The following is a 26958-nucleotide window of genomic DNA, read 5'->3' as shown; positions in this document are numbered from 1 at the left end:
ACCCTGCCTAAAGGCTCCAAGATGCGCGGGAGCGTTGTGCGACTTGCCCGAAATCGCACAATCTCTCTTTGTAGGGGAAAGCCTCCCACGCACCTATGTTCCTGCAATTATGCAGAAACTAGGTAAACTGTTGCATGGTCTTTTTGAGTCTCAGCTTTTGGAAGAAGTTGCCATTTCCGGAGGGGAGGCGCTTGGTCACGAACTTACCCTCATAGGCGTCAAAGTGATGATACCACGGCGCTGGCTTCAATGGCCCGCGACCCAGCAGCAGCTTAATGGCTTGCGCTCCAACCACCCCAGCAGCCAACTGGCAACCCGCAGCAGTCGATGGGCCACGCTCCTCCTTCAGGTTCAGTTGAGAGGTGTCCACCAGTGAATGGCGATGCAACGCGCTTGGTGCCAAACCCAACAAAAACTTGAAGTACTGATGTAACTCGTCTTCCCCTTCAAACTGGAAATAGTCCTCAAAGCTCATGCCATCCGGAGTAAAACACAGATAAGCAGTGCCCATACCAAGCGGAGCAGCCGTAACCGCTGGAATCCCGAGTTCGCGACACTTTGCAAAAACCTTTCTGCGCATACCCAGCACAAAGAAGTCGAAGCCATCGACAAACATATCAACGCCTTCCAAAAAGGCATCTATGTTCTCATCGGTTACACCATCCGGAAAAGCCCGCAGATCCACCTCTGGATTAATATTACGCACCTGTTCAGCCATCACTGAAACCTTAGGCTCTTGCAGGGTGCTGACAGTGGCCCCAATCTGGCGATTAAAATTGACGATGTCGAAGTGATCGAAATCAGCCACGCTGAACGCACCGATTCCCAATCGAGCCAATGTGACAGCATGAATGCCGCCTACACCGCCCATACCAGCGATCGCAACACGCTTACCACGCAGAGTTTGCTGCTCTTCCGGTGTCACCCAACCAATGTTGCGGGAAAAAGCAGCGTCATATGAAAAGCCTGCACATGTGCCTGATTTAGACCCTTGTGCTTGAGATGCAGCTAAAACAGTCAACATCTTCCTCCACTAATAAAATTTCCAATCAGTGCGAGTAATAAAACCGCACACAAACAAATATTTATCGATTGCACACAAACTTATTGCACAACCTAAACAAGCTTATCTTTTACAAACTAAGTATATGTCAATATTATTTATAATATTAACGTTAATAATATTTTTGCTCTATTCAAATCAATAAAGTCATATCAGATTTATAACTTTAGGTAATATCGATTTTTATTCTCACTTGCACAACGTTGTTCAAGTAAAGGTTATTGAGCATGAGCAATACAATTAAATCAGAAACAGCCCACGAAGCCCAAAAAGCACGTCGTTTTTCCATTCACAGAAGAAGGGTGAAGCTGCAAAACACACCGCCCAAGAATGTTATTTTCAAGCTCGCGGACACACCTGATGAACTCTCTCAGGCTTGCAGATTACTCTACGAGTCCTACACTCAAGTCGGCTATATGAAGGAGGACGGGAGTGGCTATCGGTTCACCCCGTTTTATGTCCTCCCATCCTGCTACACGCTCATTGCAAAGCAGGGTGATACCGTCATTGGCACCACCACCATCATCATAAAGTCTCTTGAAGAGCTGCCCGTGGAGCAGATTTTTTCACTCAAACACATTCAACGCTGGAACCGTCGGATCGCCGAAGCGTCCTCACTAACTATTCATCCTGATTATCGCTCACAGGATGGCGCACTCATCCACGCTCTATTGAAGTACATGTTTCAAGTTGCCCGTGAAGATCTGGGCATCCACGATCTTGTGATGGCCTCCACTCCAAAACACATGGTTTTCTATGAGGCCCTCCTGCTCTTTCGCAGATTGAGTGAGGAGGTGATCGATGCGTTTGATTATGTAAACGGCACAACCGCGACGGGGGCCTATCTAAATTTCACAGAAATGCACCAAGACTATGCGGCGATGTACAAAGACGCTCCGGACGAGCAAAACGTGTTCAAATATTACATGGAATACGAGTTCAGCAACTTCCAAAGCCTTAGCAAAGTCACCTCCGCTTACAACGGTAATCGTTGGCGCCCAGAACACCTTGACCACTTTTTGCACGGACCAATTCAAGGCGCTAACTCGCTCACACGAGAAGATCTTGACCTACTTCGCCGTCACTATCCTTCCCATGACTACGACAAAATTTTCGCTCGTCATAGCCTTTCAAACGCGGCAGCTCTCATTGATACGAACGCAACAGGTGTCATCCAATCCAGCACTGGCAATAAGACACCTATCATCCTCCGCCGCATAGAGGAGGATAGAATTCACCTGACTTCGGAGCGGCCATATGAATTACTTGAAGGGAAAGAACTCCAGCTTCTCCACCAGAACCAACAGGTAGAGCCAATTCGGGTTCAATCCATCACGCTCACGGGAGGGTTAGATGCCACAGCACGATATGACCCAACATCATCACCTGGCATTATGGCTTTGCTGACAAACAAACAAAGAATTTCGCCTCTAGAAGAAGAGACAACCTCAAAAGCACAAAATTATCAAGAGGATGAGCTTGCTCATGTAGGGTAGGCCGGAAGATACCCAAACTGCACGAAACCAACTTAACCTCTCTTGCGGTAAATGCGCAAAACACATCCCTCATAATAATTGTGCGCATTCGCCGCAGGGGTAACCTTGCGTAGATCAAACCAGTATTATTACAGTTTGATATGAGAGTTTTCACATAGCTGAAAAACAGACGCGCAAGGAAGACCCCAGATGAGAATTGCTTACACCCTACCAAAAGGGAAACTGGTGCTGACAGAGCTTTCCGAGAAACTTCGGGAAAACGGCATACGGACTTGCGGTATCGTGCAGGCAGATACGGTCAACGAAGATCGCCATCGCTGCGACATGGACGTTTTGGTCCTCCCAGACGGACCGCAGATCTCCATCACACAATCCCTTGGCAAGGAGTCTTCCGGCTGCCGATTAGACACGTCAGCCCTCGCGCAAGCTGCAGGTGAAGTTACTCAGCGGATCGACGAGCCGTTTGACGTGTTTATCCTGAACAAGTTTGGTGAGCAGGAGGCCAATGGCAGCGGTTTTCGTGATTTGATCGTGAAAGCCCTGGAAAGCGGAGCATCTGTCCTTGTTGGTACCAACCACATCAACATCGATGCTTTTAAAGAATTCTCCGGCGGAATGGCAGAGTTCGTAGAGCCAAACGTTGCTGATCTCACCGCTTGGGTTGAAAATCGCTAGGCACTGATAACATGGATCATTCGCTACGGCGTTTGCGAATGCTCCTCTCTATTCCCAGTACGTAAAAGTGGTAATTATTCTTCACCTCTTTGCAATGCAAAGAGTTTTGAGGAGATAAGCTCACGGCGCTGTTGATCTTGTCCGAGGCGGAAAGATGTCTCCACGAAATCAATGTGCCGGTGCGCGGCCTCTTCAGCCTTTGCGCCATTTCGCGTGAAGATGGCCCTGCCGATCTCCTCATGCTGCTCTAACAGCTGCTCCCCAGTCCCATCAATAGAGCGCAAGAACTCGCGATTATAGAAGACACCCTTCTGCGTCAGCTCATAGATGGAAGACATCATATGAATAAGCATGGCATTGTGACCTGCATCCACAATTGCCAAATGGAACGCGATATCATTCTTCTTTGAAGCAATATCGTCGCCATTGGCCTGCGCTTCCCGCAGGTTTACGAGAATAGCCTCAAGTCGCTCAAGATCCAGTTTGGTTGCACGCTCAGCGGCCAGACGAGCTGCAAACCCCTCCTGAACGCGTCGATATTCAAGGTAGTCATAAAAAGCCGTCTGATTGCGGCTGATCAGATTGATCAAGGCAGGGCTCATAGCTGCACTGATAAGAGGCGCTATGAACGATCCTTCACCGTGACGGATAGCAATAAGGTTGGAATCCTCCAGTCGCTTCAGCGCTTCACGAACCTTCGGACGAGAGACACCCATACGCTCAGAAATATCTCTTTCAGAGGGCAGCTTCGTCCCCTCTTTCAGCACGCCGGCCAAAATGAGTCCCTCAATCTGCTCAGTTACAGAATCCACCACTGTATCGTGGTCGATAGGCTCAAAAAGATAATCTACAGACACCATTTTACACTTCCTGCCGGTCACAATTCCAATATTGGTCGATTTTATTTTCCAATTCAAGGGGAAGAGCGCCGAGAGCCACAATATTGATATATCAAAGCATGTATTACGCACTAATACGTTGTTTTACAGCGAATTTTCTATCCCTTAGGTATACAAACCCAATAATCCTACGCATCCACACCATTAGTATTTACCCGCGTGTCAAGCCCGAAAAACGGCTAAAACTGTAAAATATATTTCTTGATTTATTTTAGAGGTCAATATTATTTACCATTAGTCAGCTGCTTGGGAGGACAGCGCAAAAGCGCGTTTAGCAGCCGAATGCCAATTGGAGGAACCATGAAAAAATCTGTCTTAAGCCTTGCTCTCGCCGCCTCTGTAGCTGCATCTGTGCTTGCAGCTCCTATCGCAAACGCAGCCGACAAGCTGCTGCTGAAGACACCAATTGCCTTCTCTACCTCTCTGCCAGGTTTGGGAAGCCCAATTCCTCGTGTCGCTGACCAGCTGAAGCTGATGTCTGGCGGCACCATCAAAATGAAGGTGTATGAGCCGGGCAAGCTGGTTCCACCATTTGAAATTCTCGACGCTGTTTCTTCAGGCAAAATCAATTCCGGCTACACAACAGCGGGCTATTGGGCTGGTAAAATTCCTGCAGCTCCACTGTTCTCTGCTGTTCCTTTTGGCCCGGAAGCTGGTGAATATGCGGCTTGGCTTTACTACGGCAACGGCCTGTCCCTGTACCAGGAAATGTACGATCAGGCTGGCTACAACGTAAAAGTTATGCCATGTGCGATCATCGCTCCAGAGACATCCGGCTGGTTCGCTAAGGAGATCAACTCTCCTGAAGACCTGAAGGGCCTAAAAATGCGCTTCTTCGGCCTTGGCGGTAAAGTCATGCAGAAGCTCGGCGTTGCAACTTCTCTGCTGCCAGGCGGTGAAATCTTCCCGGCGCTTGAGAAAGGCGCGATTGACGCGACCGAATTCTCTATGCCTGCCATTGACGCACGCCTCGGCTTCCACAAACTGGTAAAGTATAATTACTTCCCAGGTTGGCATCAGCAGGCCACCGTCTTCGAATTGCTGATCAACAAAGACGTTTGGAACAAAGCAAGCGACACCCACAAAGCGATCATCGAGAACGCATGTAAGGCATCTGTCACCGACAGTTTTGCTGAAGGTGAAGCAATCCAGCACGAAGCTCTGCTCGATAACGTCAACAACAACGGCGTTCAGATCAAGCAGTGGTCTCCTGAAATGCTCGACGTGTTCCGTTCAACATGGAACGACGTTGCTCAGGAAGAAGCTGCAAACGATGCATTCTTCGCAAAGGTTCTGACTGACCTCAACCAGTTCCGCGATAGCTACAAAATCTGGAAAGAAAACGCGTTCCTGCCGCGTAAGTAATAAAAACTTGGGAGCGGCTTTTCCTTGCCGCTCCCATTTCTACTATTGGCCTCAGCCTTCCAGACCAGATAGTTGCGGCGTTGACCTGCAAGAGTGAATGCTATGATAAAAAATCCTCAGGACACTTCAGATCCAATTGAGCTCTTTGAAGAAATTCTCGAGCACGAAGACACTGACAAACAACCCATAGCCGTTGCACTGGATCACTTTGTAAAAGGCGTTGGCCACATTGTAATGTGGGCCAACCTGCTGCTGATCCTTGCAATCGTCACTCAGGTAACAATGCGTTATCTGTTTAACTACAACTTCCCTAAGCTTGATGAACTTCAGTGGCACATCTACGGTCTGGTGACCATGGTGGGCATCTCTTACGCGCTGGTCACAGATAGCCACGTAAGGGTGGATCTGCTGCACATGCAGTTAAGCCCGCGGACACAGCGTTTCATTGAAATCATCGGCATTTCTGCGCTTTTGGTTCCTTTCATCTACCTCATGGTGGATCAGGGTTACGACTATTTCTACGACAGTTTCCGCGTGAGCGAACGCTCCTCCAGCCCAACTGGCCTGCCTGCGCGTTGGGCACTCAAAGCAGTCATCCCGCTAAGCTTTGTTCTGCTGGGAGTTGCAGCACTCGCCCGCCTCATCCACGATGTTCACGCAATCTGGGTCGACAGTGAGAGCGAGCGGAAAGGGAAGGGCATCCGCCTGATCCTCCTCGCATTCCTTGGCTTTGCTATTGTTGCGTATGGCTTGTCTTTCCTCGTCGAGACCACTGAAGAGAAACTCGTCATCGCGATGTTCCTGAGCTTCATCGCGCTTCTTTTTTCCGGTTACCCTGTTGCATGGGTTCTGGCAGGTGTCGGCATTGCGTATTGCGGTCTGGCTTATCTGTTTGATAACGACCACATGGCATGGACCGGCCTTGAGAGCACGTTCACCGGTCTCGACTATCTGACACTGGGCGCTACTGTGAACCGTGTTTACGCGACCATGTCCAACGCGGTTCTTGTCGCTCTGCCTATGTTCATCTTCATGGGACTGATGCTGGACGAAAGCGGTGTGGCTGAGCGTTTGATGACCTCCATGCAGAAGCTGTTCGGCACAGTGCGCGGTGGTCTTGCCATCACAGTAACGCTCATCGGTATCATCCTTGCAGCTTCCACCGGCATCATCGGGGCATCTGTTGTGCTGCTCGGTGTGCTGTCTCTGCCATCCATGATGCAGCAGAAATACTCCAAGTCCCTTGCGGCTGGCGTGGTGTCTGCCTCCGGTACATTGGGCATCCTCATTCCACCTTCCATCATGCTGGTGATCATGGCAGACCAGATGGCTCTGTCCGTTGGTGACCTGTTCATGGCAGCCGTTTTCCCGGGCATCATCATTGGGATGTTGTATCTGGTGTATATCTTCGTCGTTGCTCTGGTTAAACGCGATGCAGCACCAGTACCGGAAGGCGCGAAGGCACCAGACTGGCATGCGATCAAGGATGTTTTGATCGCGGCACTGCCAACCCTGTTGCTGATCCTCGCCGTGCTGGGCTCTATCTTCGCAGGCCTGACCACGCCAACAGAAGCTTCCGGCATCGGAGCACTCGGCGCAACTCTGCTGGCACTCGGCTACCGCAAGCTTACATTCCGCAAGTTGGTCAACGTGCTGAAGTCCACCTTCAACACCACCGCTTACATCTTTGCCATCTTCCTCGGCGCAACCATCTTCTCCTATGTCCTGCGTGAGATGGGTGGTGATGCACTGATTGAAGAAATGGTGGCTTCCACCGGCTTTGGTGCCAACGGAACAGTTCTGTTCATCCTGTTCATCGTGTTCCTGCTCGGCTTCGTGCTGGACTGGATTGAGATCACCCTGATTGTACTGCCTCTGATGCGTCCGATCATCAATGGCCTTGGTCTCGACATTGGTGGCTACGGCGTGATTGATGAGCCTGCGCTGATCTGGTTCGTGATCCTTGTGGCAGTGACCTTGCAAACCTCATTCCTGACACCGCCCGTTGGTTTCGCCTTGTTCTACCTCAAAGGTGTGTGCCCACCGGAGATCAAGCTGACAGACATCTACCGCGGTATCATTCCGTTCGTGCTGCTGCAGTTGCTGGGCCTGATGCTGGTGTACTTCCTGCCTCCATTGGCCACATGGCTGCCATCCGTCGCCTATTAGGATGCCGAGATGAACAACGCAGACCTGATCAAGCAATTTGAGAGTATCGTTGGCATTCGCTACGTTCTCAGCGACCCAAAAAAGACAGAGCGGTTCCGTAAAGGGTTCCGCTCTGGAGAAGGGGAGGCGATTGCAGTCGTACGTCCCGGCACACTGTTGGAGCAATGGAAGATACTGGAAGCCTGTGTTGCGGCAGACAAGATCGTCATCATGCAAGCCGCGAACACAGGACTGACGGAAGGCTCGACGCCCAAGGGGACGTATGAGCGCGATGTGGTGCTCATCAACACTAACCGGATGACTCAGATTCAGGCTTTGAATGACGGCAAGCAAATCATCAGCTTTCCCGGCTCTACTTTGTTTGATCTGGAGAAAATGCTGGCTCCACTGGGCCGCCAGCCACACTCGGTGATCGGCTCGTCCTGCATTGGTGCCTCCATCATTGGCGGTGTATGCAATAACTCTGGCGGATCGCTCATTGAGCGCGGCCCGTCCTACACCGAGCTTTCTTTATTCGCTCAACTCAATGCGGATGGCGAACTGGTTCTCGTCAACCATCTTGGTATTGAACTTGGCAACTCAGCTGAGGAGATTCTGAGCAATCTGGAAAGTGGCAATTACGTCCCTGCTGATGTGAAGGACACCAACCAGAAAGCGTCAGACAGCGAATACCACAGCCGTGTTCGCGATGTGGATGCTGCCACACCAGCCCGTTTTAATGCGGATAAACGCCGTCTTTATGAGGCCAGCGGCTGTGCAGGTAAGCTTGGCGTGTTTGCTGTTCGTCTGGATACGTTCCCCAAAGCGGGTGCTGAAAAGACTTTCTACATCGGCACCAATGATCCGGCAGAACTGACTGAACTGCGCCGCCATATCCTGTCGCACTTTGAGAGTCTTCCGGTTTCAGCAGAATACATGCACCGCGAGGCCTATGACATCTCAGAGAAGTACGGCAAAGACACCGTGGTGATGATCAACCACCTCGGTACAGATCGCCTGCCGACTTTCTTTGCTCTGAAGGGGGCGGTGGATGCTTACCTGAACAAGGTCAACTTTCTCCCAAAGAACTTGACGGACCGCTTTATGCAAGTGCTTGCGAAGGTCTGGCCGGATGTTCTGCCAAAACGCATGAGCCGGTACCGCAGAGATTATGAACACCATCTCATCCTAAAGATGAGCGATGAAGGCATCGATGAAGCGGGAACTTTCCTGAAGGACTTCTTTACATCATGCTCAGGTGACTTTTTCGCCTGTGATGCGAAGGAGGGCAAGATGGCTGCGCTTCACCGCTTTGCTGCGGCAGGTGCTGCAATACGTTACAAAGCGGTGCATGAAGATGCGGCGGAAGACATTCTTGCGCTGGACATCGCATTACGTCGGGATGATCGCAGCTGGTTTGAGCAATTACCCGCTCATATCGAAGACAAGCTGATCCACCGGCTCTATTACGGCCACTTCATGTGCCATGTGCTGCATCAGGATTACATTGTCAAAAAGGGCGTGGATGTAGCTGCCCTCAAGCAAGAGATGCTTGAGATCTTAGACACACGCGGCGCTGAATATCCGGCGGAACACAATGTCGGACACATCTATAAAGCGAAACCGGATCTGGTCGAGTTCTATAAGTCCATAGACCCGACAAACAGCTTCAATCCGGGTCTTGGTAAAACATCCCGCTGCAAACACTACCACTGATAAAAAAGCCAGAGTAAGCACTCTGGCTTACGTTCTTTTCGTGCTCTCGCGTGCGGAGATTGTGTAGCTCAAATCAACAATCGGAGTCGAAGGCGCACCTTCCTCGCCAATCACTATCACGCCAGCAAGACGACCGATCTCTCGCAGCGGAGTGGTAACTGAGGTGATGCTTGGGACGGTCTCTGATGAGATGCCCAGATCATTAAAACCGCAAATGCCAAGCTCTTCAGGAACCTTGATGCCACGTCGCTGACATTCAAACAGCACACCCACAGACAAGTCATCGTTGTTGCAAAAAACTGCATCGCACTCGGGAAACTGCGAGGTGAGCTTATCCAGCAGGGTTGCACCCAACCGCACGTTGGAAGGCTCGTTCGTCACCGCAATGCACTGCTCACGTAACTCGCCATTGTCTTTGATTGCTTTTTTGAAGCCAGCCAGACGTTTCAGAGAACGCGGGTCCATTTGCGCACCAATGAAGCCGATGTTTTTGTAACCCGAATCGATCAGATGTTGCGTCGCCGTTTCTGCGGCCTGATCATGTGAGAAACCAACAATCATATCGATGGGCTTCGGGCTGATGTCCATAATCTGCACAACAGGAACACCTGCATTTTCAAGCATTTGCTTGGTTTCTTCAGTTTGCTCAAGACCAGAAATAATCACGCCGGAGGGAGTAGGGTTCAGGAATGATCGCAGGATGCGTTCTTCTTCCTGCGAGTCGTAATTGGTGTAACCGATCTGCATATTGAAGCGCGATCCGTGCAACGCATCGCTGATTCCGCCAAGCACATCAGTGAACACGTTGTTGGAGATGGAAGGGACCATAACCACGATGGAGCTGGACTTATTTGACGCAAGAGTAGAAGCAGACTGGTTTGGCACATAGCCAAGTTTTTTCACAGCAATTTCAACTTTCGCACGCAATGCCTCAGACACCTTTTCCGGTGAGCGAAGTGCGCGGGAAACTGTGATTGCGCTAACGCCAGCTTCTCGTCCAACATCTACAAGCGTTGGTTTTGGCATCAAAAAATTCTCCCTATTCCTGAGCGCCTTTGTAGATATTTCAGATACCTCTTGCAAAATGATTGCGCAATCATTTATGATCAAATTCTCTTAGGAGGAAAATTAGGGCCGTGGAAGACTATAAAAAATCAGTATTTGTCGTCATGGGTGTTTGTGGCGTCGGCAAAACTTCAGTGGCACGCGCTTTGGCTACGTGTTTACCGGCGACCTATGTCGAGGCCGATGATTTTCATCCTGAAGGCAATATTGAAGCAATGGGTCGGGGACATCCGTTAACGGATGACATGCGCCGACCTTGGCTGAATGATCTTTCGCAAGCGATCGTTGACTTAAACAAACAAGAAGCAACACCTGCTGTTGTTGTTGCGTGTTCCGCCCTTAAGCGGTCTTACCGTGACATCATCCGCACTTATTTGCCTCATGCCTGTTTTATCTTCCTTTCAGGATCAAAAGATATCATTCGCGAAAGAATGCTCAATCGGCAAGATCATTTCATGCCACTTGAGCTGCTGGACAGCCAGTTAGAAATTTTGCAGCCTCCGTCTTTGGACGAGCTGCACATCAACGTCGACGTGAGTGGCGCTAAAACTGACATCATCAATCAAATTTTGCGCCAGATCATGCCGGAAACTGTGGCCTAAGGCCGCCAATATCGAATACTCTTCAGGGAGGTACTGTGAGTATGAAGTTTTTGAAATTTGCAGCTGCAGCAGTCATTGCAGCATCCACCGCCACAACGGCACTTGCAGCAGATTATTCTCTGCGTTTCCAGTCTTCTGACCCAGCTGGTAACCCAAACTTTGAACTTCAGCAGGCTTGGGCAGCACGTGTTGGCGTTCTTACCAACGACCGCGTTAATGTTGAAATGCTGCCAGTTGGCACAATCGTTCAGCACACTGAAACTCAGGACGCTGTTGCAGCAGGGATCATTGACGGTCACATCACCGACACCTCTTACTTCACCGGTAAAGATGCAGCCTTCGGTCTGATCGCAAACCCGGTTGGTGCATACGGTTCTCCATCCGAAATGCTCAACTTCATGGAGTACGGCGGCGGCAAGCAGCTGATGAACGAACTGCTGAACCCATATGGTCTTCAGTTCATCGGTGCGACCACTCCAGGTCTTGAAGCATTCATCTCCAAGGTTCCTCTGGACGGCGTTGATGACCTGAAGGGGCTGAAAATGCGTGCACCAGAAGGTCTGGTACAGAACGTATTCGCTGCTGCAGGCGCAGCACCTGTGAACCTGCCAGGTTCTGAAGTGTTCACCGCACTGGATAAAGGCGTGATCGACGCAGCAGACTACACAGTGTTCTCAACCAACCACCAGCAGGGCATGCATGCTGTAGCAGGTCATCCGGTGTACCCAGGCTTCCACTCCATGCCATTGGTTGAAGTTTCCATGAACAAAGAAACATGGGACAGCATGCCAGCCGACATTCAGGCTATCATGGAAATGTCTGTTCGTGACTTCGCACGTGACATGACTGCTCAGCTGTCCATGCGTGATGCTGTTGCAGTAGCAGAAGCTATTGCAGATCCAAACATCACCGTTCACAACTGGTCTGCAGAAGAACGCGCTAAGTTCCGTGCAATTGCACGTTCTCAGTGGGAGAAAGTTGCTGAGAAGTCTGATAACGCAAAACGCGTTTACGCGGTACTGTCCGCTTACCTGAAAGAGCAAGGTCTGCTTGCTCAGTAAGCTGATTTAAATCGCGTGAAACATACCGGACCGTCAAGTTCCCCGACGGTTCGGTACCTAGCGGGGAGGCAGGGTGAATGTCAGATCACGAAGAAAAAGACGCTGGCCAAAGAGCTATACCTGAAGCGGGGCTGTTCGGGCGCATAATTGCAAAACTCAGCGCACTCTTTTCACTTGCAATCGTATCGTCTGCGGCAATTCTGATTTTTGAAGTCGCAATGCGGTATCTGTTTAATTCACCAACCATTTGGGCCCACGAAACCGTCATCTTCCTGACGGCGACAACATTCCTTTTTGGTGGTCTTTACTGCGCATCGACGAACAAACACATCCGTGTGGTTCTGATTTACGATGCACTCTCTCCCGAGCTTCGGCGTGTCTTCAACGTTGCTATCTCCATTGCCTGTGCACTCGCCAGCGCCTTGTTCTCCTGGGCAGGCTGGCTCGTTGTAAAACGCGCAATCTGGACACCCGCCGGTGATTTCCGTCTGGAGACCTCCGGCTCTGCATGGAACCCGCCAACACCAGGTCTGCTAAAGCTGTTCCTGCTTGGTATCCTTATTCTCATGTGCCTGCAATTTGCAATTCTGGCCGTCAACTACGCTAAGAAAAAATGACCGATTTACTCGTCCTGATCCCGGATTTTAAAGCTCTGGGCATCGAGCTGGCTACGGTTCTGATGTTCGGCTCATTGCTTCTGCTGCTGCTGACGGGCATGCCTCTTGCTTTCGTCACACTGCTTGTTGCTCTCATTTTCGCACTGGGCTGGTTCGGCCCGGGCGCTGTGCCGCTGATCGTCAGCCGCATCTTCAGCTTTGTGAACTCCTTCGTTTTCGTCTCCGTTCCCATGTTCGTGCTTATGGCCGCGATCCTGGATCGATCGGGCATAGCCAAGGACCTGTTCGACGCCATGCGCCTCGTTGGCGGGCGTCTGCGCGGTGGCATCGCCATCCAGACGCTTCTCGTAGCTGTTGTTCTGGCAGCCATGTCTGGCATCATCGGTGGTGAAGTTGTTCTGCTTGGCGTGATCGCCCTGCCGCAGATGCTGCGTCTTGGCTACGACCGCAAACTTGCCATTGGCGTCTGCTGTGCAGGTGGTGCACTGGGTACAATGATCCCGCCATCCATCGTGCTGATCATCTACGGTTTGACAGCGAGTGTCTCTATCGGAGACCTGTTCACGGCAGCGTTCTTCCCAGGCCTGATGCTTGCAGGCATGTACGCCGCCTATATTCTGATCCGCGCCTATTCCAACCCTGAAGTCGCACCAATTCCGGAAGCTGGTGAGATCCCAATCGCTGAAAAAATGCGTCTCCTGAAAGGCTTGTTTCTCCCGATCCTCGTTGTGGTGTTCGTTCTCGGCTCTATCTATGGCGGCATCGCGAGTGTGACCGAGGCGTCTGCCATCGGTGTGCTCGGCGTAACCATCTCAACAATCATCCGCCGTGAATTTTCAGTCAAGCTCATCATGGGGGCAGCTAAGCAGACCTTATCAACTGTTGGTATGATCGTTTGGATTGGAGTAGGGGCCTCTGCACTGGTCGGCGTGTTCAACTTGATGGGTGGTATCCGCTTTGTTCAGGCGCTGATCACAGGTATCTCCGACGATCCGACCGTCGTGATCCTGTTCATGATGCTCATCCTGTTCGTGCTTGGCATGTTCCTGGATTGGGTTGGCATCGCACTGCTTACCATGCCGATCTTCGTGCCAATCGTCTCACAGCTTGGTTACGATCCAATCTGGTTCGGCGTTGTTTTTGCCATGAACATGCAGGTGAGCTTCCTGTCACCGCCATTCGGACCCGCGGCCTTCTACCTGAAGAGTGTGGCGCCACCCGATATAAGTCTGGGCGAAATCTTCAGAGCACTGCTGCCATTCATCATGATTCAGATCGTAGCCGTCGCCCTGCTGATCATCTTCCCCGGCATCGCAGTCAGCTAACAAAAACAATAACCAAGCTGAAGAAAGAGCCTGCGACCGCCGCAGGCTCTTTTGTTGTTTAAGCCTATGTGCTTCTAGCAGTGACCCACTGCTGCATAATCTTTATCTGCAGTATTATGCTAGATCACCCACTCTCGTTCTAAACGAAGCAACGTATCGACAGTGCCCAGTTTCTGAGAATAATCCTCTCTCAAAGCGCCCAAGCGATCTGTCGGGTAGGGACCCGGGCCAAGCAAAGCGAGCACAGATTTCAAGTCTTCAGACAAACGTTCCAGCTCAGGCTGCAGATGTTCAACTTTCTCCCAAGCCTTTTGCGCGTTTTCTGAATTAACTTTGGCATGCAATTCAGCTTCATGACCCCAGCTGCTTACAACTCGCGGGTGCGTCGCTTCAAAAGTTTGCAAGGCATCTTCTGCCACAGGTAACCAAGAGAGATCCTGCTCGCTATGAGCTTGCTGATAAGCTTCTATTTTTTCCTGGCTTTCTTTTAGCTGAGAAATAGCATCTCGCACTTCAATCTGTTTACCAGTCAAATAATAAAGGCTCACCAACACATCGTCTGGTGGCATTTTAGACTGCTTACCAGCAGGAATAGTTAAGTCCAAAACGGCGGATAGGCGGGTCTCCAGCAGCTCCAACTCATGCAAATTCTTTAGCTTGGGCTCAGTCGTCAACTGAGTACCAAACTGCTTAAACTCAGAAACTTCATGCGATAGAATCCTTGAAACCTCATAGGCTTCAGACTTTCGCGCACTTGTATTGTGATGAGCAGAGAACTGAGAGAGTGTGTGATAAGTCTTAGAAACCAGTTCACGCAGCCTCCCAAGGACAGAACTGTCTGCATTGCCCTGTTTTTCAGCTCTGATGACCGTTTTACATTGCTTACCCAGCTCGATAATCGCAAATGCAGCATCACCTTGCGCTTCATTTTTTGCACGCTGCACCAAGACGTTACGCACATCACCAAAAGAGTTTCGAATGTCTTTTTCAGTCACTTGCCGCTCAGAGCGCGCACCTCGGCCATCATATTTAGGATTTGAAACCACATCCTTCAGTACAGACCGGGCTTCACCTTCCTCAATCAGACTATCCTGGATGAAAGAAAGAGAACCTGCTTCAGCGGCATCAGGACGCTGATTAACAGAGTTTTGCAGTCCGTCCATAAAGCGGGAATAATCTGTTTCAACCGCCGCGAGCCCCGGGATCTTAACTGCGTTTCCTTCATCGTCCCTGCTAATTTTCGTTGAATGCCATAGTCCAGCATTTGGCATGTGGTTCTGATCACGAAGCCCTTGTTCAACGCCAGAAAGCAAGGTTGCACCAACCGAGAACACATCGCTCTTTTCAGAAGTTTGGGGATGTCTCGGGTGTACCTCAGGGGCTTTATAGTCCTCGGTAAACCCTTTAGCTGTCTCTCCAGCTTTGGAGTGTAAACCAAGGTCAATTATTACAGGCTCACCAGTTTCTGCGCTCACTACGTAATTGTCTGGTTTGATGTCATTGTGAACTAAACCAGCCTTACTGATATGACCGGTAACATCCAACAGTTTCTGCCCGATGTATTGAACACTGCCCCAATATTGCGCGCTGGAGATATCCCCGGCCTTCCATGCCTGATTCAGCTTGCGCATGGTGACACTGCCACGATCGCCAACAACTTCATCCATCACCAAGGCTTCTTTGACCAAACTACCGTAAGGTACCGAGGCCATCCCATAAACTTTTCCTAGATTTGGGTGCTCGCCTGCATTTTCATAAATTGTCTTATAAGCACTCAGTTCAGCCTTCAGGTGCCCGGCGGCGACAGTTCTCTCAATTTTACCGACCAGATTGTGACCATCTGCTGTCGTATAGGTTGAGATATGGCTCTCACCCTCTGCAAACTTCTCAGTAATATTTGGCTTTAATGTCGAAAGATCTGGCGCATCTCCCACTACAGGCTCCCCAACCCAGTCATATGATTTAGGGAGAGTTTCTGGGACTGCTTTTAATGCAACAGTGCCATTCAGTAAGGGCGATTTCAGCGTCTCTTGCGGCAGCTCTTTTCGAAGCTGCTCAAGCTGCTGCTCCCGGTTTCCCTTGAAACTCAGAAACTGCTCTTGCGTTTCAACACCAAGGGAGGAGCCTTTATCAGATGTATAAAGCTTAACCGACTCATTTTGCGCGGCTGCTTCAGCCTCAACAGGTGTATGAAGGATCGGAGAAATCGGCTGAGATACAATACTGGTGCTGGGCAATGGCCTGTCTTTCAAAAAATGGACACACCACTTGCATAAATCAGAGAGACAACCTCTGCTGTATCAATCGATACATGCAACCCACACTAACGAACGCTTCAATAATTGCCGCACACCTTAAAACGCAGATGTTCCAGGCAGTTCAATGCAACCAAACACCCAATTTCGCAGAACCAACCTTATGGAACTAATTTGACCACTTGATCGAACATCCCATGCTTGGGATCTGTTCTTCAGGTCCTCGACCTGTTTCAGTAATTAACTGCATAGCGTCCAAAAGCTCGGTTTTGCGTGCGGCTGGGTCGTTAAATCCTGCATCATCTAAGCGGCCACGGTATTGTAGCTCACCTTTACTGTTGAGACCAAAGAAGTCTGGCGTACAAACTGCACCATATCTCTTTCCTACTGTTTGGTTTTCATCAACCAGATAGGGAAATTCAAAGCCATACAGTTTCGAAAAGTCTTTCATCTTGCGCGGAGCATCTGCAGGAACCGAATGATAGTCATTGGACATCACTGCTAAAACTCCAAAGCCTTCGGAGATGAGCAAGCTGGTATCTGCCGCCAACCGATCTCCAATCGCCTGCACATAAGGACAATGGTTGCAAATAAACGCAACCAGGAGCCCCTTTTCACCAATACACTCCGACATGGTGAAACTGTTTCCATCAGGGTCCTTAAGCGTAAAATCCGGAGCCTTCCAACCAAAGTCACAAACAGGAGTATTCAGAAGCACAATGTCACCCTTTAACTAATTGATCTGCCTAGAGGTTGTCATAAGAAAGCCTGAACTGTCCATAAGAACTGGATGAAAATATCCAGGCCTGTGGTCACGATTTCCTGATCACCGCGGCTCCCCCTTCCCGTTACTCAAATTATCAAGGATTGGGCAGTCGGGGCGGTGGTCGCCGGCGCAGGCGGTTATGAGGTGGGTGAGTGTGTCGCGCATGGCGATGAGGTCGGCGATTTTGGCTTCGATCTCTTTGACGTGTTGTTGCGCGATCTTTTTTACGTCAGAACTGCCGCGTTCTTTGTCTTCATAGAGTGCCAGCAAGGCCCGGCACTCTTCGATGTTGAACCCGAGGGAACGGGCACGGCCGATGAATGTCAGCTTGTGCAGCTCCGTTTCTTCAAAGATTCGGTAGCCGTTTTCATTCCGTTTGGGATGAAGGAACCCAATATCCTCATAATAACGGATGGTCTTGGTCGGGATGCCGGAGCGTTCTGCTACTTCGCCAATATTCATCGTCGTTCCATCCCTCTTAATGCGCAGTTGTTGCTTTGATCCAGCGTAACCGCAAAGCGTTGGTTAAGACAAACACGCTTGAAAGTGCCATAGCACCTGCTGCCAGTACAGGAGACAGAAGCGGGCCACCGAATGGATATAACACGCCAGCAGCAACCGGAATCAGCAGTGTATTGTAACTGAATGCCCAGAACAGGTTCTGGCGGATGTTGCGCATGGTTTGCTGGCTGATGTGGAACGCATTGACCACACCGTTCAGGTCTCCTGCCATCAGAACGACATCCGCGGCTTCAATTGCCACATCAGTACCAGTTCCAATGGCAATTCCAACGTCTGCTGCTGCCAAAGCAGGCGCATCATTGATGCCATCGCCCACGAAGGCCAGTTTACCGGAAGCGTTCTTACGCAAGTCTTCCAGCGCACGGACTTTACCGTCAGGCAGAACTTCGGCAACCACGCTGTCGATGCCAAGTTCGGCTGCAATGGCGTTGGCTGTCTTCTGGTTATCACCCGTGATCATCACAACTTTCAAGCCAAGCTCATGAAGGGACTTGATCGCATCTGGAGTTGTTTTCTTGATTGGGTCAGCAACTGCAATTACCGCTGCAATTTTTCCATCAATAGCAACGTAAAGCGGGGTTTTTCCTCTAGTTGCAAGTACGGTTGCATCAACAGAAAGCTGTTCCAGTGCAATGCCTTCACGGTCCATCAACCGATCTGCACCAACCAGAACATCGTGCCCCTGCACAACCGCGCTGACACCAAATCCAGTCAGAGAGTTAAAGCTCTCTGGTTTTGGAAGCGCAATGCCACGTTCTTCGACGGCCTGCACGATCGCCTTTGCAATGGGGTGTTCGGAGCTTTGCTCAACAGCTGCGACCAATCGCAGAACGTCTTCCTCCTCAAAACCTTCATGCAGGATAATGTCTGTTAGTTCCGGATGTCCGGCAGTGAGCGTGCCGGTCTTATCCAAGGCAACCACCTTGGTTTCCTGGAGCATCTGCAACGCATCGCCTTTGCGGAATAAAACACCGAGTTCAGCCGCACGGCCTGTACCAACCATAATAGATGTTGGCGTTGCAAGCCCCATGGCACATGGGCAAGCGATGATAAGCACAGCAACACCAGCGACCAAAGCAAGACTAAGCGCGGGGTCAGGACCAAACAAGAACCACACAGCAACGGTGAGGATCGCAATAGTAATCACAGCTGGCACAAACCACGATGTGATTTTGTCGACCAATCCCTGAATTGGCAGCTTGGCACCCTGAGCCTGTTCCACCATCTGAATGATTTGGGAGAGAACGGTATCATTGCCAACTTTGCTTGCACGCACGCTTAAGGCACCTGTGCCGTTGATTGTTGCGCCGACAACATCGTCACCAGAGGCCTTTTCAACCGGAATTGGCTCACCTGTAATCATGCTCTCATCCACGAAGGAAGAACCTGAGACAACGGCACCATCCACAGCGATCTTTTCACCTGGGCGCACCTGAATGACATCACCCACAATGATCTCTTCAATCGGGACTTCTGTCGCCACGCCATCGCGCTCAACACGCGCGGTTTTAGCCTGCATGCCAACGAGTTTCTGGATCGCCTCGCCAGTTCTGCCTTTGGCGCGTGCCTCCAGAAAGCGGCCTAGCAAGATGAGGACGACAATTACAGCAGCGGCCTCGTAATAGACGTTTACGGTTCCCGCCGGAAGCAATTGCGGCGCAAAAGTTGAAACGAGAGAGAATACATAAGCGGCGGAGGTCCCAAGTGCGACCAGAGAATTCATATCCGGTGCGCCTTTTAAGAGCGACGGGAAGCCCTTGGTGTAGAAATGTCGGCCCGGTCCAAAGAGCACAACAGTCGTCAGGATGAACTGCAGATAATAACTGTTCTGCAAACCAAGTGAGTTCTCAACCAGCATATGGACGCCGGGAATGAAGTGACTTCCCATTTCGATAAGAAAAACTGGAAGTGCCAGCACGGCAGCGAGCAACACCTTGCTCTTAAGCTGACGGATCTCATCTGTTTTGCGGTGAGCTGCTTCAGCAGGCTCGGTCTTGTCCAATGTAGCAGGATACCCTGCTGAGGTGACCAGTTCAGCAATCGCGGAGGGTGTTATCGCCCCCACTGCGTAATGCACTGTCGCACTTTCTGTTGCCAGATTAACATTGGCTTCCAGAACACCATTTCCGGCTCGCAAAGCCTTTTCAGCTCGTCCCACACAAGACGCGCAGCTCAGGTTCTCAACACCAAAGGTGATGCTTTCTGTGAGCGCTGGATAGCCAGCTTTCTGAAGCGCATCGGCCACATCTTGCGGCGTGAGGGTCTCATCGTAATTGACCTGTACGCTTTCTGTTGCAAGATTGACAGAGGCGTTCGCCACACCCGAAATACTCTTGAGTGCTTTCTCGACACGACCGACGCAAGACGCACAATTCATGCCTTCGACTTGCATTTTCAGTGTTGAACTGTGGGACATAATTTCACCATTTCATTGTCTATTGAAGGCACCCTAAGGGTTCCAGCGACTGGAAGGTCAAGACTAAAATCATCAGGAAAATGAAAAGACTTTGGCCATCAGGTAAATGACAGCGAAACATCACTTAGTCTTTGTTTTCTCCAGACTTTCACTGGCTTCTTCTGCGGTGATTTTATTCAAGGCAGATAGTAGGGCTCTCTTCCAAAGCACATAAATTGCCGGAATAACGAAGAGTGTCAGCAGTGTTGCGGTGATCATGCCGCCAACCATTGGGGCTGCAATCCGTTTCATGATCTCTGAGCCTGTTGCACTGCCCAGCATGATCGGTATCAACCCGGCAAAGATGGTTGCCACGGTCATCACTTTTGGCCGCAATCGTAACAGGGCACCCTCGACAACGGCATCAAGGATATCTTTTGCGGTGAGGACCTTGTGTTCTTTCCTGGCAAACGCCACGCGCTTGTCCCAGGAAAGGTTCAGGTACAACAACATCACGATGGCTGTTTCGACAGCCACGCCTGCCAGGGCAATGAAGCCGACCAGTACGGCAACCGACAAGTCAAACCCCAGAGCGTAAACAAACCAAACACCGCCTGTCAGCGCGACTGGCAGAGACGTCAGAATGATTGCCACTTCACCCACGCGGTTGAATGCGAGGAAAAGCATCAGAGTGATGATCAGCAATGTCACGGGCGCAACCAACTGTAAGCGTTCCTGAACACGCTCGATATACTCATACTGTCCTGACCATGTGATCGAGTAGCCAGCAGGGATTTTAACTTCGGAAGCAACCAGTTCTTGTGCTTCGCTGACATAACCGCCAAGGTCTCGTCCCTCGATATCAATGAAAACAAAACCTGTTGGTCGCGCATTCTCTGAGCGGATCATACCGGGGCCGTCAACAATGTTGATATCAGAGACAGCTCCAAGCGGAATATGCGCACCTGATGGTGTCACAACAGGGAGTTTCTCAAGTTGATCCGGGCTGCTTCTCCAATCCTGAGGATAGCGCAGATTGATGGGGTATCGCTCCAAACCCTCAACGCTTTCAGCAATATCCATTCCGCCAATCGCGGTTTGCACCACATCCTGAACATCCTTGATATTCAGCATATAGCGAGCGGCTGCATTCCGATCGATGTCGATTTCAATAAAGCGCGCACCTCTTGGTCGCTCTGCGTAAGAGGACAGCGTCCCCTCAACGCCTTTCACGAGGCCTTCAATCTTCACTGCAATGTCTTGAATGACCTGCAGGTCCGGCCCCGACACTTTGACGCCGACAGGTGTTTTCATACCAGTTGCAAGCATATCAATGCGGTTCTTGATCGGTTGGATCCAGACGTTTGTAAGGCCCGGAACCTGAACTGACTTGTCCAGCTCCTGACGGATCTTTTCAAGCGTCATCCCTTCACGCCACTGATCTTGCGGTCTGAGCTGAATGGTGGTCTCAAACATGGTCAGTGGAGCTGGATCTGTTGCTGTTTCAGCGCGTCCAAGTTTGCCGTGAACGGTCTTTACCTCAGGCACCTGCATGATCATACGGTCCGTCTGCTGAAGTACCTCACGCGCCTTACCAATAGAAACACCGGTGTACAGTGACGGCATGTAAAGAAAGTCACCTTCCTTCAACTCCGGCATGAACTCAGACCCAATCCGGTTCAGCGGCACAAGAATGGACGCAACCAGAACCAGCGCAAAGATGATCGTTGTTTTGGGCCAGGCAATCACGCCTGCAAGTGCGGGCCGGTACAAGGCGATGCACAACCGATTGACCGGGTTCTTCGCCTCAGGATGAATGCGTCCTCGCACAAAATATCCCATCAGTACCGGTACAAGCGTGATGCTGAGAATGGACGCAGCCGCCATGGCATAGGTTTTAGTGAACGCAAGCGGCTTGAACAGACGACCTTCCTGCGCTTCCAGCACAAACACCGGCAGAAAGCTGATGGTGATAATCGCCAGTGAATAGAACAGAGCTGGTCCAACCTCGGAACAGCATTCGGCGACAATCTTCCAGCGGTTCTTATCGGGTTTCGGTTCCTTCTCAAGCCGTCGATGCATGGCCTCAATCATCACAATGGCCGCATCAACCATCGCTCCAATAGCGATAGCGATCCCGCCAAGGGACATGATGTTCGCATTCACCCCTTGCAGACGCATCACCAGCAGTGCCGTCAAAATGCCAAGAGGAAGCGAAATCAAAATGACCAATGAAGATCTGAGATGCAGGAGAAACACTGCACACACCAGAACCACGACCAGAAACTCCTCTGAGAGTTTGGTGGTTAGGTTATCAATTGCTCGCTCAATCACCCCAGCCCGGTCATAGGTGGTCACAATCTCCACGCCTTCAGGCAGGTTCGGTTTCAGCTCCTCCAGCTTGGCATGCACACCCTCAAGTGTTCTCAGCGGGTTTTCACCCCAGCGCATAATGACAACGGCCCCAACGGAGTCGCCTTCGCCGTTCAGGTCAGCCACACCACGGCGCATTTGCGGACCAAGGCGGATGTCTGCCACATCGCTCAGGGTGAGAGCTGCACCACGCTCATTCACCTTGAGCGGGATTTGCTCCAGATCCTCAATAGATTGGATATAGCCCGTCGCACGGACCATGTACTCCGCTTCAGCCATCTCAATCACACTGCCGCTGGTCTCACGGTTTGCGTTCTGGATCGTGCTCATGAGTGCGGGCAAGGTCACCCCATAGGCCCGCAGTTTGTTCGGGTCGACGACCACCTGATACTGCTTAACCATACCGCCGATAGTTGCCACTTCCGATACGCCGCTGACAGTTTGAAGTTCGTACTTCAGCCACCAGTCCTGTAAAGAGCGCAACTGCGCCAGATCATGTTGGCCGCTTCGGTCAATCAAAGCGTACTGAAAAATCCAGCCAACCCCTGTCGCATCTGGCCCCAGTTCTGGCGTAACGCCTTCAGGCAGTTTGGCTCCAACCTGTGCAAGGTATTCCAGCACCCGGCTTCTGGCCCAGTAAAGGTCCGTACCGTCCTTAAAAACCACGTAAACATAGGAATCGCCATAAAACGAGAACCCGCGCACGTCGATCACGTCTGGCACCGACAACATGGCCGTGGCGATAGGATAGGTTACCTGATCCTCAATGACCTGAGGGGCCTGTCCGTCGTATGGCGTTTTGATAATGACCTGTACATCAGACAAGTCTGGAATCGCATCAACCGGAGTTTCTTTCAGCGCCCAGATGCCGCCAAGCGTCAGCATCACAGCCGCCATAAGCACGATCACCCGGTTCTTGATGGATGCACGTATGATGGAGCCAATCATTTTTCATCGGCCCCCACCGTATCAGCAGGTGCTGTTTTTGACGCTTGATCTTTTACATCTCGCAGATCGACAAGGCTGAAGCGCTGGTCAGCCCCCTTTGAGATAGCAAACTCAATAGACCTATCATATTGGAATGCGTGGTTCTTCAGGTTTGCACGGACCGCAAACGTCGTTTCCATCGCTGGCCACTGCAACTCCTCAATGGCATCATGTCGAATGGTGACGGAGTTTGTCTCTGCATCAAAGTTGATCACTGTGCCATTAACCCAGATGGGGCCGTCTTGCGCAGAAGACATGCGGGCCATGCCCGCCGAAAGAGAACTCTCACTATCAATCAGAAACTGAGCGGAGGTTACAACTTCTTCCCCTGCTTCAAGCCCCTGTAAGATCTCGGTCCTGCTTCCTCCTCCAAAACGCCCCGTCAGGCCCGGCGTCACCATGCGTGGCTGAAACGTGCCCTCCTCAGTTTGCAGGATAACCCGATCAGATGAACCTGTGCGGATCAGCGCGCTGGCTGGAATTGTCAATGCACGTCGCGTTTCTGATGGGATGATGGTTACACGGCCAAACATGTTCGGACGTAAAACACCCTCTGAGTTGTCAAAATGCAGCCGGACCGGCAGGGTGCGCGTCACCGCATCCAATTCCGGGTAGATATAATCCATGCGGCCCTCAAGCACTTGCCCGGGCAGGTGCTCAAAGCTCGCAAGCACATCGCTGTTTTTGCTCAGACGGGCAATGTCCTGTTCAAACACATCCACCATCAACCACACAGAGGACATATCAGACAAAGTAAGTGCTATGGAATCCGGCTGTAGATACATGCCATCCGCCGCTTCCAATGTGGTCACCACGCCGGATTGAGGAGCGTACACCTTGAAGACCCTGGCCGGAGTATTCGCCCGAGCCATCTCATCAATCTGGGCGTCATCAATACCGTAATTCTGAAGTTGGATCCGGATGTTCTGCTCGGTTTGCTTATCATTCCGGCGCACAGCCCGGATCAGATCAGCACTCGCAACTGTCACCTCTGGCGCATAGACAGTGAAAAGCAAATCTCCCTTCTCAACGGGATCACCAATTGCACGGATGTTGAGCTTCTTGATCCACCCTTCCGTACGTAAGTGAACCTGGCTGGAACGATGCTCGTCATAGCCAACAAAACCAACACTTTCGATTTTCTCTGAGATAGGCTCAACGCTGGCGGTGGCCGTGCGTACACCGATGCTGTTAATCACATTTGGAGACAACACAACAGAACTCCCAGATTGCTCAGCATCCTGTCCTGCATAAACAGGAACAAGATCCATCCCCATAGGAGACTTTCCAGGTGCATCGCGCCGGAAACTCGGGTCCATTGGTGCAACCCAGTATAGAACTTCACTTTCAGCACTGCCTGCCCTGTCAGAAGTCCAGTCCATCGAACTTCCAATAAAGATCCCTAGCCCAGCCGAAACACTTGCTACAATCGCAAGCCCAGCCACAACCGCGTATCCACGACGCATCGGTCCTGTCCTGATTTACAAAACACTATTCAGACCTGAAGGTGCTTTGCTACCGCCGGGATACTCACCATCCCAACCAAATCCCTCCAAGCTCACAAAACAGCACCACTTTTCTTTATTCCTTCTGGCACTGCCCAACTTAGTATCCAACATTCTAATCCTTCCAGTGACTGGAAGGTCAAGGGTGATACTGAAGCCCAGTACTTGCCGTAATCAAAAAAAGCCCTGCCGATATCATCAGCAGGGCTCCAAAAAAGACTTCTTAGTAACAGAGGCTCTACAACTCCCCCGCCTCTTCCAGCACTTTTCTTGCGCTGCGGAAGCATTCTACTCCGGCGGGGACGCCGGCGTAGATGGCGACGATGTGGCAGGCGGCGCGGATTTGTTCTTTCGTGACGCCGTTGCGCAGTGCGCCTTTGCAGTGCAGTTCCCATTCGTGCATTTTGCCGAGTGCGCCGATCATGGCCAGGTTCATCAGACTGCGAGTTGGTGCATCGATAGCGTCATCGCCCCAGCCGAAACCCCAGCACCATTCGGTCATGGCTTCCTGAAACGGACGATTGAAGTCATCCGCCTTTGCCAGGTTGGCCTCGACGTACTCAGCGCCAAGGGTGGATTTACGCTGTTTCAGGCCTATTTCAAACCGGTCAGACATTATCATTTTCTCTCTTAAACGCTGATGCAGATGTATTTCATCTCAACATAATCTTCGATGCCGTACTTGGAGCCTTCACGGCCAAGTCCGGATTGTTTGACGCCTCCAAATGGTGCAACTTCAGTGGAGATCAGACCGGTGTTGACGCCTACCATGCCGTACTCCAACTCTTCCGCCACTTTGTAGACCGTGGAGAGATCATTGCTGTAGAAGTAAGAGGCCAAGCCGAACTCGGTATCGTTCGCTGCTGCAATGGCTTCGTCAACTTCCTTGAAGCGGAACAGTGGAGCAAGCGGACCGAACGTTTCTTCTCTTGCCACGTCCATCTCACCGGTCACATTGGCAAGAACGGTTGGCTCAAAAAAGGTGCCGCCTTTGTCGCTGCGCTCACCACCGCACACAATACTAGCGCCGTTCTCAAGTGCATTCTTGATGTGAAATTCCACCTTTTGAACGGCAGCTTCTGTGATGAGCGGTCCGATAGTCACGCCGGATTGGAAGCCATCACCAACACTCAGGTTACGAACAGCATCCGCAAGTTTTTTGGCGAAGGCGTCGTAAACACCATCCTGTACATAGATACGGTTGGAGCAAACGCAGGTTTGGCCGGCATTGCGGAACTTGGAAATCAGTGCACCTTCAACGGCCTTGTCCAGATCTGCATCATTGAACACAATAAATGGTGCATTCCCACCCAATTCCAGGGAGAGCTTCTTAATCTGGTCAGCACTTTGGCGCATGAGAATGCGGCCAACATTGGTGGAACCTGTAAAGCTGATCTTTTGGACAATGTCGTTGGTGCACAGCTCTTCACCGACTGCAACGGCATCCGTTGATGGAAGGATGCTCAGCACGCCTTTCGGAATGCCTGCCTGCTCTGCCAGCAATGCCAAAGCAAGCGCGGAGAGAGGTGTTTCAGCAGCAGGTTTTACAATCATCGCACAGCCAGCAGCCAGTGCAGGCGCAGCTTTGCGGGTGATCATCGCATTTGGAAAATTCCATGGTGTAATCGCTCCAACAACTCCGACTGGCTGCTTGATCACCATGATGCGTTTGTCTTCCTGATGGCCCGGAATAGTGTCGCCGTAAACACGCTTTGCCTCTTCCGAAAACCATTCAATGAAGCTGGCACCGTAAAGGATCTCACCTTTTGCTTCTGCAACCGGTTTTCCCATTTCTGCGGTCAGTATGGTTGCAAGATCATCTGCATTTTCAACCAGCAAGTCGAACCAGCGTCTCAGAACCTGTGCACGGTCCTTGCCTGTGCGTTTGCCCCATGCTTTTTGCGCAGTCTTCGCGGCGGTGATGGCATCGACCACATCAGAGCGCGAGCAATCGGCAACATTGGCAATCAGTTCACCTGTAGAGGGGTTGTTGACTGCAAAGGTTTTCTGGCGCGAAACAAAGCTACCATCGATATATGCACCGGATTGCAACAGGCTTGGGTTGTTCAGCTTCAGGTCCATGGCGACACCCTTTGTCTTTCATTGTTGTCACATCGGCATAG

The 26958-nt window shown here is 51.0% G+C and carries 20 protein-coding genes; 9 read left to right on the top strand and 11 right to left on the bottom strand.

Translation table 11 applies throughout. The features are described from left to right. Positions 1-118: 118 nt before the first annotated feature. Positions 119-1024 (bottom strand): ThiF family adenylyltransferase, encoded by a 906-nt coding sequence (locus tag PsAD46_RS09540; RefSeq protein ID WP_063293074.1) that lies wholly within the window; start codon positions 1022-1024, stop codon positions 119-121. Between the two features lie 266 nt (positions 1025-1290). Between PsAD46_RS09540 and PsAD46_RS09535 the strand changes: the two genes are divergently transcribed. Then, the gene (locus tag PsAD46_RS09535; protein ID WP_208981753.1) at positions 1291-2559 is read left to right on the top strand and encodes a hypothetical protein; all 1269 of its coding nucleotides are present in this window, start codon (positions 1291-1293) and stop codon (positions 2557-2559) included. Positions 2560-2748: 189 nt separating this feature from the next. Continuing rightward, positions 2749-3234, top strand: a complete 486-nt coding sequence (locus PsAD46_RS09530) for a DUF2478 domain-containing protein (protein WP_057462457.1) — start codon at positions 2749-2751, stop codon at positions 3232-3234. Positions 3235-3308: 74 nt separating this feature from the next. Here the strand turns inward: PsAD46_RS09530 and PsAD46_RS09525 are convergent, their stop codons facing one another. Further along, positions 3309-4094: a FadR/GntR family transcriptional regulator gene (locus PsAD46_RS09525; RefSeq protein WP_057462458.1), complete on the bottom strand. Its 786-nt coding sequence runs from the start codon at positions 4092-4094 to the stop codon at positions 3309-3311. A gap of 339 nt (positions 4095-4433) precedes the next feature. Between PsAD46_RS09525 and PsAD46_RS09520 the strand changes: the two genes are divergently transcribed. The 3 genes from PsAD46_RS09520 to dld all read left to right on the top strand — a co-directional run bounded on the left by PsAD46_RS09520 (position 4434) and on the right by dld (position 9362). Then, positions 4434-5498 (top strand): TRAP transporter substrate-binding protein, encoded by a 1065-nt coding sequence (locus PsAD46_RS09520; RefSeq protein ID WP_063306824.1) that lies wholly within the window; start codon positions 4434-4436, stop codon positions 5496-5498. Positions 5499-5600: 102 nt separating this feature from the next. Continuing rightward, positions 5601-7667: a TRAP transporter large permease subunit gene (locus PsAD46_RS09515; protein ID WP_063306685.1), complete on the top strand. Its 2067-nt coding sequence runs from the start codon at positions 5601-5603 to the stop codon at positions 7665-7667. Between the two features lie 9 nt (positions 7668-7676). Then, positions 7677-9362, top strand: a complete 1686-nt coding sequence (dld, locus tag PsAD46_RS09510; RefSeq protein WP_063306684.1) for a D-lactate dehydrogenase — start codon at positions 7677-7679, stop codon at positions 9360-9362. A 27-nt stretch (positions 9363-9389) separates the two neighbouring features. On the opposite strand, the gene PsAD46_RS09505 is transcribed toward dld, so the two are convergent. After that, positions 9390-10388 (bottom strand): LacI family DNA-binding transcriptional regulator, encoded by a 999-nt coding sequence (locus tag PsAD46_RS09505; RefSeq protein WP_063306683.1) that lies wholly within the window; start codon positions 10386-10388, stop codon positions 9390-9392. A gap of 110 nt (positions 10389-10498) precedes the next feature. Between PsAD46_RS09505 and PsAD46_RS09500 the strand changes: the two genes are divergently transcribed. From PsAD46_RS09500 to PsAD46_RS09485, 4 genes are all read left to right on the top strand, one after another. Beyond that, a complete protein-coding gene (locus PsAD46_RS09500; RefSeq protein WP_057462462.1) occupies positions 10499-11029 on the top strand; it encodes a gluconokinase in 531 nt (176 codons plus the stop codon). 41 nt (positions 11030-11070) lie between these two features. Next, positions 11071-12090, top strand: a complete 1020-nt coding sequence (locus tag PsAD46_RS09495; RefSeq protein WP_063287756.1) for a TRAP transporter substrate-binding protein — start codon at positions 11071-11073, stop codon at positions 12088-12090. 77 nt (positions 12091-12167) lie between these two features. Further along, positions 12168-12707: a TRAP transporter small permease gene (locus PsAD46_RS09490; protein WP_063287755.1), complete on the top strand. Its 540-nt coding sequence runs from the start codon at positions 12168-12170 to the stop codon at positions 12705-12707. Next, positions 12704-14032 (top strand): TRAP transporter large permease subunit, encoded by a 1329-nt coding sequence (locus PsAD46_RS09485; protein ID WP_057462465.1) that lies wholly within the window; start codon positions 12704-12706, stop codon positions 14030-14032. Before PsAD46_RS09490 ends, PsAD46_RS09485 begins: the two co-directional genes overlap by 4 nt. A 119-nt stretch (positions 14033-14151) precedes the next feature. On the opposite strand, the gene PsAD46_RS09480 is transcribed toward PsAD46_RS09485, so the two are convergent. The 8 genes from PsAD46_RS09480 to PsAD46_RS09445 all read right to left on the bottom strand — a co-directional run bounded on the left by PsAD46_RS09480 (position 14152) and on the right by PsAD46_RS09445 (position 26917). After that, positions 14152-16269, bottom strand: coding sequence for a hypothetical protein (locus PsAD46_RS09480; protein ID WP_063306682.1), 2118 nt, complete (start codon positions 16267-16269; stop codon positions 14152-14154). A 187-nt stretch (positions 16270-16456) separates the two neighbouring features. Beyond that, the gene (locus PsAD46_RS09475) at positions 16457-17005 is read right to left on the bottom strand and encodes a thioredoxin family protein (RefSeq protein ID WP_063292211.1); all 549 of its coding nucleotides are present in this window, start codon (positions 17003-17005) and stop codon (positions 16457-16459) included. Positions 17006-17113: 108 nt separating this feature from the next. Next, positions 17114-17515 (bottom strand): Cu(I)-responsive transcriptional regulator, encoded by a 402-nt coding sequence (gene cueR, locus PsAD46_RS09470; protein WP_063292212.1) that lies wholly within the window; start codon positions 17513-17515, stop codon positions 17114-17116. Between the two features lie 16 nt (positions 17516-17531). Further along, positions 17532-19991: a heavy metal translocating P-type ATPase gene (locus PsAD46_RS09465; RefSeq protein WP_208981752.1), complete on the bottom strand. Its 2460-nt coding sequence runs from the start codon at positions 19989-19991 to the stop codon at positions 17532-17534. A gap of 120 nt (positions 19992-20111) precedes the next feature. Further along, positions 20112-23291 carry an efflux RND transporter permease subunit gene (locus PsAD46_RS09460; RefSeq protein WP_063306681.1) on the bottom strand — a complete coding sequence of 1060 codons (3180 nt, stop codon included), beginning with the start codon at positions 23289-23291 and terminating at the stop codon, positions 20112-20114. Next, positions 23288-24796, bottom strand: coding sequence for an efflux RND transporter periplasmic adaptor subunit (locus tag PsAD46_RS09455; protein ID WP_063306680.1), 1509 nt, complete (start codon positions 24794-24796; stop codon positions 23288-23290). The genes PsAD46_RS09460 and PsAD46_RS09455 overlap by 4 nt, the downstream gene beginning before the upstream one ends. A gap of 277 nt (positions 24797-25073) precedes the next feature. After that, positions 25074-25451, bottom strand: coding sequence for a carboxymuconolactone decarboxylase family protein (locus PsAD46_RS09450; protein ID WP_063292214.1), 378 nt, complete (start codon positions 25449-25451; stop codon positions 25074-25076). Between the two features lie 14 nt (positions 25452-25465). Beyond that, positions 25466-26917 carry an NAD-dependent succinate-semialdehyde dehydrogenase gene (locus PsAD46_RS09445; protein WP_063292215.1) on the bottom strand — a complete coding sequence of 484 codons (1452 nt, stop codon included), beginning with the start codon at positions 26915-26917 and terminating at the stop codon, positions 25466-25468. Positions 26918-26958 lie beyond the last annotated feature (41 nt).

The organism is Pseudovibrio sp. Ad46 (assembly GCF_001623065.1).
In the GTDB taxonomy this organism is placed as follows: Bacteria; Pseudomonadota; Alphaproteobacteria; order Rhizobiales; family Stappiaceae; genus Pseudovibrio.
Note: the sequence above shows the minus strand (reverse complement) of the source record. Positions and strands in the feature narration are given on the sequence as shown.